Annotated in this window: 10 protein-coding genes; 6 read left to right on the forward strand and 4 right to left on the reverse strand. The window is 56.5% G+C overall.

Annotation, left to right across the window (positions count from 1 at the left end; genetic code table 11):
• Window position 1: 1 nt before the first annotated feature.
• The 4 genes from E0L21_RS20625 to E0L21_RS20640 are packed head-to-tail and all read right to left on the reverse strand — an operon-like array spanning window position 2 to window position 3,864.
• A complete protein-coding gene (locus E0L21_RS20625; RefSeq protein WP_131412783.1) occupies window positions 2–949 on the reverse strand; it encodes an iron-siderophore ABC transporter substrate-binding protein in 948 nt (315 codons plus the stop codon).
• Window positions 950–965: 16 nt separating this feature from the next.
• Complete coding sequence (locus E0L21_RS20630) at window positions 966–2,018, reverse strand: FecCD family ABC transporter permease (protein WP_131412785.1); 1,053 nt, start codon at window positions 2,016–2,018, stop codon at window positions 966–968.
• On the reverse strand, window positions 2,015–3,040 hold the full coding sequence (locus E0L21_RS20635) for a FecCD family ABC transporter permease (protein WP_131412787.1): 1,026 nt from the start codon (window positions 3,038–3,040) through the stop codon (window positions 2,015–2,017). The genes E0L21_RS20630 and E0L21_RS20635 overlap by 4 nt, the downstream gene beginning before the upstream one ends.
• Entirely contained in the window at window positions 3,037–3,864 is an 828-nt protein-coding gene (locus E0L21_RS20640; RefSeq protein ID WP_131412789.1) for an ABC transporter ATP-binding protein, read from the reverse strand. Before E0L21_RS20640 ends, E0L21_RS20635 begins: the two co-directional genes overlap by 4 nt.
• A 434-nt stretch (window positions 3,865–4,298) precedes the next feature.
• On the opposite strand from E0L21_RS20640, the gene E0L21_RS20645 reads away from it, so the two are divergent.
• The 6 genes from E0L21_RS20645 to E0L21_RS20670 all read left to right on the forward strand — a co-directional run bounded on the left by E0L21_RS20645 (window position 4,299) and on the right by E0L21_RS20670 (window position 11,630).
• The gene (locus tag E0L21_RS20645) at window positions 4,299–6,458 is read left to right on the forward strand and encodes a TonB-dependent siderophore receptor (RefSeq protein WP_131412791.1); all 2,160 of its coding nucleotides are present in this window, start codon (window positions 4,299–4,301) and stop codon (window positions 6,456–6,458) included.
• A gap of 193 nt (window positions 6,459–6,651) precedes the next feature.
• Complete coding sequence (locus E0L21_RS20650; RefSeq protein ID WP_131412793.1) at window positions 6,652–7,524, forward strand: carbohydrate ABC transporter permease; 873 nt, start codon at window positions 6,652–6,654, stop codon at window positions 7,522–7,524.
• Window positions 7,514–8,401: a carbohydrate ABC transporter permease gene (locus tag E0L21_RS20655; RefSeq protein ID WP_131412795.1), complete on the forward strand. Its 888-nt coding sequence runs from the start codon at window positions 7,514–7,516 to the stop codon at window positions 8,399–8,401. Before E0L21_RS20650 ends, E0L21_RS20655 begins: the two co-directional genes overlap by 11 nt.
• A gap of 11 nt (window positions 8,402–8,412) precedes the next feature.
• On the forward strand, window positions 8,413–9,237 hold the full coding sequence (locus E0L21_RS20660; RefSeq protein ID WP_131412797.1) for a phosphodiesterase: 825 nt from the start codon (window positions 8,413–8,415) through the stop codon (window positions 9,235–9,237).
• A 4-nt stretch (window positions 9,238–9,241) separates the two neighbouring features.
• Window positions 9,242–10,315, forward strand: a complete 1,074-nt coding sequence (locus tag E0L21_RS20665) for an ABC transporter ATP-binding protein (protein WP_131412799.1) — start codon at window positions 9,242–9,244, stop codon at window positions 10,313–10,315.
• Window positions 10,308–11,630 carry an ABC transporter substrate-binding protein gene (locus tag E0L21_RS20670; RefSeq protein ID WP_131412801.1) on the forward strand — a complete coding sequence of 441 codons (1,323 nt, stop codon included), beginning with the start codon at window positions 10,308–10,310 and terminating at the stop codon, window positions 11,628–11,630. The genes E0L21_RS20665 and E0L21_RS20670 overlap by 8 nt, the downstream gene beginning before the upstream one ends.
• Window positions 11,631–11,695: the final 65 nt, after the last annotated feature.

Here is an 11,695-nt window from a genome sequence, read left to right on the forward strand (position 1 = left end):
CTTATTTGGCTGCCGATAAAGGTCGACCAGCAATTTGCGACTGCACCTGCGCCACCATCAGGCTCAGCGAGGCAAACGAATTGGAGATCGCCTCTTCGCGCGAAATCAGCACGTAATGCCCGCTGCGGCAGGCCGTGAGGAAATCACACCAGCCCGGCATCACCGCATCCATGGCCGCCATTTCATCCTGCGGTTTACCGCCGGTATCGCCGCGCCAGGTGGCAAAAACGAAATCGGCATCCAGTTCCGGCAACCGCTCGGCGCTGACGTCGATGCGCCCGCCGTCAGGGATACTGTCGATAAGCGGCGGAAAACGGAAACCGGCATCGCGCAGCACGCGCCCCAGCGAGTGGTAACTGTGCAACACGTTGATTTTGCCATTGTTAGCCTGAATGACCGACACGGTTATCTTGTTGGTATCAATGGTTTTTTTCAGTGCGGCGATCTGCTCGTGATAACGGCGCTCAAGGATCGCAAAGCGCGCCTGTGTCCCCGTTAATTGCGCCAGCTTGCGGTAGATCTCCGGCGCACCGCCCTCCAGATGATCGATGCTCACGGTCGGCGCGATTTTCTCTAACTGCTCAACCGGCGTGTTGCGGCTGGGCTCGGTGATGATCAAATCCGGTTTTGCCGCCGCCACCGCTTCAATGTCGATATCCGCTGAACCAATAAATTTAATCGCTGAATTGTCAAAATCGACACCGGTCAACATGCCACTGGAGCGCAGCACATGGGTGCCGTCCGGGCGCGTACGCCCGTGGCTGGCGACCGGCGGTACGCCTAGCTCAATCAACGGAATAGTGATATCGAGATCGTGCAACGACACAATGCGTTTCGGGTGCAATGGCACCGTCACCACGCGCCCGAGATCATCGGTGAAAACCTGTGTCGGTTCTGCGGCACTGACACTCAGACCAACCAGCACCAGCAGCGAAAAAAGTAAGCGCATACAAGACCTTTAAGGGTTATAAACGATCGCGCCGCTGCCACAGCAGCAGCAAGAAAAACGGCCCGCCAATCAGCGAGATAACAATCCCGGCGGGAATTTGCAGTGGCGCAAAAGCCAGCCGTCCAAGCGAATCCGCCAGCAACACCAGCAATCCGCCCAGCATTGCGCTTCCCCACAGCAGCGCCCGCTGGCCACCGCGCAGCAGAAAGCGCGCCATATGCGGAGCAATCAGGCCGACAAAACCGATACTGCCCACGCAGGAAACGCTGGCGGCAGTCAGCAACACTGGCGCGATAAAGCGCAGCAGCTCAAGACGCGCAAGCCGCACACCCAGCCCGGTAGCGGCCTGGTTACCGAGCAACGCGACATCCGCCGCGCGCGCGGTTACCAGCAAAATCAACGTTGCCGGAACCGCCCAGCACAGCGCCACCATCAGCAACGGCCAGGTGGCAACATGCAGGCTGCCTGCCAGCCACATCATCGCGGTCTGCACATCGCGCACATCAGCCGTGGTCATAAACACGCCGATCCCGGCGGCGAAGGTCCAGGAAACACCAATACCAAGCAGCACAAAGCGCGGACGGGACACATCCCGCGCCAGCGCCATCACCAACCCGGCGGCAAACAATCCCCCTGCCATACCGGCCAGCGGTCGCCAGACTAAGCCGACGGCCGGAAAGCACAGCACCAGCGTGAGCACCACCACGCTCGCGCCCTCTTTCACACCAATTAAGCCGGGATCCGCCAGCCCGTTACGGGTGATCGACTGCATCGCCGCGCCCGCCATCCCCAGCATCGCCCCGCACATTAGCGCCATCAGCACGCGCGGCAGGCGAATGTCCCACACCACGTACTGCTGATCGGCGCTCAGCACCTGTGGCAAAAATAACGCGCGGCCAATAGAAGATGCCGGAACCGGCAACGAACCCTGTGTCACGCCCGTCAGCAGTAACGCCAGCGCCAGCAGCGCGAGGGCCATGATCCACATCAGTGCATGCGGGCGCAGCAGGCGGGAAAAACCACCCACCCGCAAACGGCGTAATCCGGCGCGCGGCAACAGGTCGCTCATTTGAAAAACCTCGCCGCCAGCGCAATAAACAGTGGCGCACCCACCAGCGCGGTCATCACGCCGGTGGCCAGTTCCTGCGGCGCCAGCAGTATGCGGGCGGCAATATCCGCCACCAGTAACAACAGCGCGCCGCCCAGCGCCGAGAGTGGCACAACAACACGTAAATCATCCCCGGCGAGACGGCGCACCATATGCGGCACCACCAGGCCAATAAAACCAATCGGTCCGGCCACCGACACCGCCGCACCGCACAGCAGAGCAATCGCCACCAGTGACAACACGCGCGTTCGCATCAGCGACACACCTAAACCCCGCGCCATGTTGTCGCCCAGCGTCAGCATGTTCAACGCCGGAGCGAGCCACAACGCCATCGCAAAACCGATAACGGCAGCCATCGCCGCATGCTGGATCTGCGCCCAGCTCAACCCTGCGAGATCGCCCGCCAGCCAGGTGCGCATACTCAGCAGCGTTTGCTCATCAAGGATCAGGATCGCGGCGGTGATTGAAGAAGCAAACGTCGAGACTGCCACGCCGCACAGCGTCACTTTCATCGGCGTAAAACCCGAACGCCCCGCCGCGGAAAGCGCCATAACCAGCGAAAAGAGCAGCGCCGCGCCGCCTGCGGCAATCAACGGACGGCTGAATGCGCCACCGCCGAGGCTAATGCCGAGCGCTGTGCAAGCCACGACCGCCAGCGCAGCACCGGAATTCAGCCCCAGAATATGCGGCTCACCTAAGGGGTTGCGGATGACCGATTGCAACAATGCTCCGGCCACGCCGAGCGCCGCGCCGGTGAACAGCGCCGCCACCAGGCGCAGCAAACGCAGGCTGATAATGACGCGGTGATCGAAGTTACGCGGATCGAAATCCAGCAGCGCGTGGATGACCGTTGGCGGTGCGATATAGCGCGCACCAAGGCCGAGATGAGCGACAGATGCCGCCAGCACTAATAACACCAGTACAAGCGAGGCCATACCAACGCGCCCGGCACGACAGCGGGCAGAGAGGACCATGCTACTCATGCGCCCGTTCCACCCGGTTTCCGAAACGGCATAAAAAAGGGTTTTCCGGTCAGCGGGTTAATCGACATCTGCACGTCAACATCAAACACGCTTTTAATCATTTCCGACGTGCAGGCCTCACCTTCGTGAATCACACCTTGTAAGCGCCCGTGCTTGAGGAACACCAGCGTGTCGCCGTAATTAACAGCGAAATTAAGATCGTGCAACACCACAACCACGGTGCGTCCGTGATCGCGGGTCAGTGAATGCAGCAGTTCAAGGATCTCCACCTGGTAGCGCAGATCGAGAAAAGTTGTCGGTTCATCAAGCAGGATCACCGGCGTTTGCTGCGCCAGCGCCATTGCTATCCAGCAGCGTTGGCGCTGGCCACCAGAGAGGCTGTCTACCGTCTGGTGAGCGAATTCAGCGGTGCCGGTCAGATTCAGTGCGTCAATTACCGCCTGTTCATCCTCTTCCGACCACTGGCGCATAAAGCTCTGCCACGGAAAACGCCCGCGCGACACCAGTTCAAAGACGGTGAGCCCTTCCGGCACAATCGGCGATTGCGGCAAAATACCTAACTGGCGAGAAATCGCTTTGGTGGGTTGTTGATGAATGGCTTTGCCATCCAGCAGCACGCTGCCGCCCAGCGGTTTGAGCATACGGGCGATAGTGCCGAGCAGCGTGGATTTACCGGAGCCGTTAGCACCGACCAGCACGGTCATTTTCTCTGGCGGGATCGAAAGCGTAATGTTGTCGACAATCACCTTGCTGTGGTAGCCCGCCGACAGGCTTTCCAGCACAATCCCTTGCCCTTCGGCTTGATTTTCCACTTGCTGTGGCATGTTGACTCCTGCGCCGCACGTTCGTGGAGAGACCTGCGCACTAAATCATCAAATAAAAATAAATCTCATTATCTTTTCGATATTGCTGTTTGCCGCTGTAGTAGTCAAGTGCCGTCGCAAGTGAAATAAACAACCCTTTATTTTGTGTTTCTACAAAAAAACACCCTTACAATAAGTTAAAATAAATTATTCATTTTCAAACAATTAACCAGAATTCCTCGCAGCTTACCGAGTCACTTTTCAAGCCTGAATTCGCTGTAGCAAATTTCTTTCATTTTCCGTTTACTACTACAAAGCCTCATGATTGAATGATTCTCAATTACATATCCGACGCTGAAAATTGCAGCCAACGGGTAGAGTCGCGCAATCGGGCAATTAAAGATAAAAACGTTCACTCCTGCGTTGTTCAGGGTCTTTCGGGAAAAGTAGATTAAATGGCTGAGTTAACTCGTTGTATTTCCGGGCTGAAAGGGCGCGCGCTGTTTTCTGCGCTCTTTTTAGGGTCGGCTTTCACACCGTTCACACACGCGGCAGACAAGCCGGAACAAAGCAAAGATGGCGATACCATCACCGTGCTGGCGGGTGCCTCTTCCGCCGATAAACAGGCAACATCCGGCTACCAGCCGATCAGCTCTTCCACCGCAACGCTGACATCCATGCCGCTGCTGGATATTCCGCAGGTGGTCAACACGGTGAGCGATAAAGTGCTGGAAGATCAGCACGCCACCAGCCTTGATGAAGCGCTGTATAACGTCAGCAACGTGGTACAAACCAACACGCTCGGCGGCACGCAGGATGCGTTCGTGCGCCGGGGATTTGGTGCCAACCGCGACGGCTCAATCATGACCAACGGTCTGCGCACGGTGGTGCCGCGCAGCTTTAATGCCGACGTGTCGCGCGTTGAAGTGCTGAAAGGCCCGGCGTCCACGCTGTACGGCATTCTCGATCCCGGCGGGCTTATCAATGTGGTCACGAAACGCCCGGAAACCCAATTTGGTGGTTCCGTTTCTGCCACATCCTCAAGCTTTGGTGGCGGAACGGGTCAGTTTGATGTCACCGGCCCGATTGAAGGCACCCGGCTGGCGTATCGCCTGATTGGCGAGTATCAACATGAAGATTACTGGCGTAATTTTGGCAAAGAAAAAAGCACCTTTATTTCACCGTCGCTGACGTGGTTTGGTGATAACGCCACCGTTAACGTGCTCTACTCCCACCGCGATTACCAGACACCGTTCGATCGCGGCACAATCTTCGATCTCACCACCAAACAGCCGGTAAATGTCGACAGAAAAACCCGCTTCGATGAACCGTTTAACATTACCGACGGCGAATCCGACATCGCGCAGTTAAACGCCGAATACCGCTTTAACAGCGAATGGACCGGGAAAGTGGAGTATGGCTTCAGCCAGGATAAATACAACGATAACCAGTCGCGCGTGATGGCTTACGATGCCGCCACCGGCAACCTGACGCGCCGTGTGGATGCAACGCAAGGTTCCACGCAGCACATGCACACCACGCGTGCTGACTTGCAGGGTAATGTAAACATTGGCGGTTTTTATAATGAGATCCTAACCGGCGTTTCGTATGAATATTACGATCTGCTGCGTACTGACATGATCCGCTGTAAAAACGTCAAAGATTTCAATATTTACAACCCACGTTATGGCAATGCCAGCAAGTGTACTTCCGTCTCCGCCTCCGACAGCGATCAAACCATCAAGCAGGAAAGCTACTCGGTTTATGCGCAGGACGCGTTATACCTGACCGATAAATGGATCGCCGTTGCCGGGATGCGTTACCAGTATTACACCCAGTACGCCGGGAAAGGCCGCCCGTTTAACGTCAACACCGATAGCAGCGACGAAAAATGGACACCGAAATTTGGCCTGGTCTACAAACTCACGCCATCGGTTTCTCTTTTCGGTAATGTGGCGAAAGCCTTTATGCCGCAATCGTCTATCGCCAGTTATATCGGCGACTTACCGCCGGAAACCTCTACATCTTACGAAGTGGGTGCGAAATTCGACCTTTTCGACGGCGTTACCGCCAATATTACGGCATTTGATATTCACAAACGTAACGTGCTGTATAACGAAATCGTCGGCGACGACACCGTGGCAAAAACCGCCGGACGCGTGCGATCACAAGGTGTGGAGATGGATCTCGCCGGTTCATTGACGCCGAACATGAACGTGATTGCCAGCTACAGCTACACCGCGGCAAAAGTGCTGGAAGATCCCGATTATGCGGGTAAACCACTGCCGAACGTGCCGCGCCACACCGGCTCTCTGTTCCTGACATACGACATTCATAACGCCTTTGCCGGTAATACGTTAACCCTCGGCGGCGGCGGTCACGGCGTTAGCCGCCGCTCAGCCACCAACGGCGCGGATTACTACCTGCCGGGCTACGCGGTTGCCGATGCGTTCGCCGCTTACAAAATGAAGCTGCAATACCCGGTAACGTTGCAGATAAACCTGAAAAATATCTTCGACAAGACCTACTACACCTCGTCAATTGCCACCAACAACCTGGGCAACCAGATTGGCGATCCGCGCGAAGTGCAGTTCACTGTCAAAATGGATTTCTAATCTCCCCCGTGAAAAGGTGAGAAATTTGCCCCGCAGGACGCGGGGCTTTTTTATCCGTAACGCCCCAATTTCCTGCCAGCGCCTCACGGTGAACACCTGTTCACTAAACAGTCATTTGCGCGCCATCCTATTGCAGCATTTTTTTCACAGACTCTCTGGCTTTCGAACCCCGTAAATTCGCTTTCAGGCACTTATGAGAAAATACTGGCTTCCCTGGCTGATTCTGTCGCCTTCACTGTTGTTTCTGGCGCTGTTTACTTACTTTCCACTATTACGCTCGGTGTACGACAGTTTGTTCGACACCCGTATGGCGAGCCAGGATGCGCCATATGTCGGGCTGGGAAATTTCGCCCGTCTGCTGGATGACAGCGTGTTCTGGCAATCGCTGTTCAATAACCTGGTTTATCTCCTGCTGACGGTGATCCCGGGCGTCACGCTGGCGCTGCTGCTGGCAGTGGCATTGTGGGAAAACCACCGCATCAATCGCTGGCTGCGCACCGCCTTTTTCTTTCCGATGATAATCCCGATGGTCAGCGCCGCCGCGCTGTGGCTGTTTATCTTTATGCCCGGCCTCGGCATGCTCGATCATTACATGGCGCAACTCTTTGGCCCGATGAACAACAACTGGCTGGGGCGCAGTAACAGTGCGCTGTTTGCGCTGGCGTTGATTGGTGTCTGGAAATTCGCAGGCTATTACATGCTGTTCTTTCTTGCCGGATTGCAGGGTATTCCCGCGTCGACGCGCGAAGCGGCGGTGATGGAAGGCGCAACCGCCACACAGGTGTTCTTCAAGGTGACGCTGCCGCTGCTGCGCCCGACCATCAGTTTTGTCGTAACCACCGCGCTTATCTACTCCATTACCCAGATCGACCATGTGGCGGTGATGACGCGCGGCGGCCCGGACAACGCCACCACTGTGCTGCTCTATTACATTCAAAACCTCGCCTGGGATACCCACGATCTGGGCAAAGCCTCCGCGGCCACCTTTCTTACCCTGGTCGGGCTGTTCGTCTTCTCGCTGGTCAACCTGAAACTGCTGGAAAGAGGAGCGCATTATGAGCGTTGATGTTTCCCCTGCCATTAACCGCAGCACGTCCATACCGCGCCCGTTGTGGTTGCGTCTGCGTCACTCCCGCCTGTTGACCCTGGCGGTGCTGATGGTTTGCCTGGCGCTGCTGTGGGTGAGCCCGTTTATCTGGATGCTTTCGTCTGCTTTTAGCGCCACCACTTTTGGTGAAGGGATGGCGTCGATTCTGCCGCGCTTCCCGCTCACGCTGGATAACTTCCGCGACGCGTGGGACAGCGCCAACTGGCTGAACCTGTACGCCAACACGCTGATTTTCGCCTTCGGCACTTTCTTCGTACAGCTTTTCACCATCACTACCGCCGGTTACGTCTTTGCCTGCCACGAATTTCGCGGCAAGAAAACGCTGTTCATCCTGTTCCTGGTGCAACTGATGATCATGCCGGTGGTGATGATGATCCCCAACATGCTGACGCTCAAAACCTTCGGCCTGCTCAACACGTTGACCGGCGTGATGATGCCCTACTTCACTTCGGCGTTCGGCGTGTTCCTGATGCGTCAGGCATTTCTCGCCATCCCGAAAGAGATCGAAGAGGCGGCGCTGATGGAGGGTTGCCGCTGGTGGCAGGTGCTGTTCCGCGTGATGTTGCCGATGTCGTGGCCATCGGTGCTGGCCTTCGCCACCGTCAGCATTACCTACCACTGGAACGAGTATTTATGGCCGCTGATGATGCTCAACGACCCGGACAAACAGGTGCTGACAGTCGGGCTGGTGTCATTCGCCATGGGCGCGGAGTCCGGCGGCCAGTGGGGCATGATCAGTGCCGGGACGTTGATGGTCTGCCTGCCGCTGATGGTCGCATTTATCGCTTTTCAGAAGCAGTTTCTCCGGAGCTTTGGCTTTTCCGGGATTAAATAAGGAGTTGAGTGATGTTTTTAGCGCAAATTTCAGATACCCATTTTCGCAGCCAGAACGAGAAGCTGTACGGCTTTATTGATATCAACGCCGGGAATGCCGATGTCGTGTGTCAACTTAACGCGCTGCGTGAACGCCCGGATGCGGTCGTGCTAAGCGGCGATATTGTTAACTGCGGTCGCCCGGAAGAGTACCGCGTGGCGCGCCAGATCCTCGGCAGCCTCGACTATCCGTTGTTTGTCATTCCTGGCAACCACGACGATAAAGCCCACTTCCTTGAATACTTACACCCGCTGTGCCCGCATCTGGGCAACGATCCGCAGAACATGCGTTATGCGATTGATGACTTCGCCACTCGCCTGCTGTTCATTGATTCAAGCCTTGCCGGGGAATCGAAAGGCTGGCTGACCAACGACACGCTGAGCTGGCTGGAAGCGCAGCTTAGCAACAGCAAAGACAAACCGACCGCGATATTTATGCACCACCCGCCGCTGCCGCTCGGTAACGCGCAGATGGATCGCATCGCCTGCGAAAATGGTCATCTGTTGCTAAAACTGGTGGAACGCTTCCCGGCGCTAACGCGCATTTTCTGCGGTCACAACCACAGCCTGACCATGACACAGTATCGCCAGGCGACGATTGCCACTATCCCGGCGACGGTGCACCAAGTGCCGTACTGCCACGAAGATACGCGCCCGTACTACGACATGTCACCGCCGTCATGCCTGATGCATCGCCAGATTGGCGAACAGTGGGTTAGCTACCTGCATCCGCTGTCGCATTACGCGGGCCCGTGGTTATACAACGAAAGCATCAGTTGCCCGGTGGATGAGCGTTAAGCCCATGTTAAGACTGCAAAACATAAGCAAACAGTTCGATGGCAAACCGGCGCTCAACGCCCTGTCACTGGATATCCACGATGGTGAATTTGTGGTGCTGGTTGGCCCTTCCGGCTGTGGTAAAAGTACGCTGCTGCGGCTGATTGCCGGGCTGGAGAACGTCAGCGACGGCGTGATACTGCTCGACAGCGATGACATCACCACGCGTTCACCGCGCGAGCGCAATTTCGCGATGATCTTCCAGAACTATGCGTTATTTCCGCACCTTTCCGTACGCGATAACATCACCTTCGGCATGAAAGTACGCCACGAAGAGAAAGCCAGCTGGCAGCCGCGCCTCGACCACGTGGCGCAGATGTTACAACTCGACGCGCTACTGGAAAGAAAACCGGCCAAGCTCTCCGGCGGCCAGCGCCAGCGCGTGGCGATGGCACGCGCCATTGTGCGTAACCCGAAGCTGTTTTTAATGGACGAGCCGCTCTCCAACCTTGATGCGCGCCTGCGTACTGAGGTGCGCGACAGCATTATGGCGATGCACCAGCAGCTCAAAACCAGCACCATTTATGTCACCCACGATCAGACCGAAGCCATGTCGATGGCCGATCGCATTGTGGTGATGAATGGTGGCCACGTGCAGCAAGTGGGCCGCCCGGAGCACTTGTATGCGCACCCGGCGAACCTGTTTGTCGCCGGGTTTATCGGCTCTCCGGCGATGAATTTGTTATCGCTACCGTGCGCCAATGGCAACGTGCTGTTGGACGAGCAACACCTGCCGTTACCGGCCCATGCGCGCAATGCCACCGACGTGTGGTTGGGCATTCGCCCGGAACACATTACCGATACGCCGGAAACCGGCCAGGTGGTGCTGCCCGCCAGCGTCATTCAGCGGGAACTGATGGGCGCGGACTACCAGCTGCACGTCAGCACGCCCATTGGCAACCTGCGTTATATCCGCCGTCACAGAGGCGATGTGCCCAACAAAGGGGACACTCTCCGCGTCGGTTTTTCACCCCTTGATAGCCATCTTTTTGATGCACAAACCTTGCTTAACTTACACCAGGAGAAAGACCATGCATAAGCCTCTGCCAAAGACGCTGCGAGTGCTTACTTACGCCATTACCCTTGCCATTAGCGGCACTGCGATGGCGCAGGAGAAGATTGATTTCATGTTTCCGGCCCCGGTGGACGGCAAACTGACGATGGAGATGACGCGCGTTATCAAAGCGTTTAACGACTCGCAAAAAGACGTGGAAGTGCGCGGGATTTTCACCGGCAGTTATGACACCACCAAAATGAAAGCCGAATCCGCACAGAAAGCGGGCCAGCCGCCTGCACTGGTGATCATGTCCGCCAACTTCACCACCGACCTGGCGCTGAAAGATGAAATCCTGCCGATGGACGAGCTGTTCAAATATGGCGACAAAAAAGCGGGAGATTTCCTGCAAACCGCGTTCTGGCCTGCCATGCACAAAAACGCGCAGGTAATGGGCGTGACGTATGCCATTCCGTTCCACAACTCGACGCCGATTCTCTATTACAACAAAACGATGTTCGACCAGGCGGGTATCAAACAACCACCGCAGAACTGGAAAGAGCTGCTCGACGACGCGAAAAAACTCACTGATCAGAGTAAAGGTCAGTGGGGCATTATGCTGCCCTCGACCAACGACGATTACGGCGGCTGGATTTTCTCTTCGCTGGTGCGCGCCAATGGCGGCAACTACTTCAACGAAAACTATCCCGGCGAAGTCTATTACAACGCGCCAACCACCATCGGCGCGCTGCGCTTCTGGCAGGATTTGATTTACAAAGACAAAGTGATGCCCTCCGGCGTGCTGAACTCCAAGCAGATCAGCGCCGCGTTCTTCTCTGGCAAGCTGGGCATGGCGATGCTGAGCACCGGTGCGCTGGGCTTTATGCGTGAGAACACCAAAGATTTCGAGCTGGGTGTGGCGATGATGCCCGCCCAGGAGCAGCGCGCCGTGCCGATTGGCGGTGCCAGCCTGGTGAGCTTTAAGGGCATCAACGATGCACAGAAAAAAGCGGCTTATCAGTTCCTGACTTATCTCGTCAGCCCGGAAGTGAACGGTGCCTGGAGCCGCTTCACCGGTTATTTCTCACCGCGTAAAGCTGCTTACGACACGGCAGAAATGAAGGACTATCTGAAACAGGATCCGCGGGCGGCAATCGCGCTGGATCAGTTGCAATATGCCCATCCGTGGTACTCCACTTACGAAACGGTCGCGGTGCGTAAAGCGATGGAAAACCAGCTCGCTGCGGTGGTGAACGACGAGAAAGTCACCCCGGAAGCCGCCGCCGAAGCGGCGCAGAAAGAAGCCGATACCTTGATGAAGCCATACGTCGAGAAAACGGCACTGCAAGCCGTGAAATAAGCCATTCAGCCCCGCAAGGACGCGGGGTACTTCTCCTTTTTAGCGATGATTCCCTTTGCCTTTCC

The organism is Kosakonia quasisacchari (assembly GCF_004331415.1).
GTDB classification, from domain to species: domain Bacteria; phylum Pseudomonadota; class Gammaproteobacteria; order Enterobacterales; family Enterobacteriaceae; genus Kosakonia; species Kosakonia quasisacchari.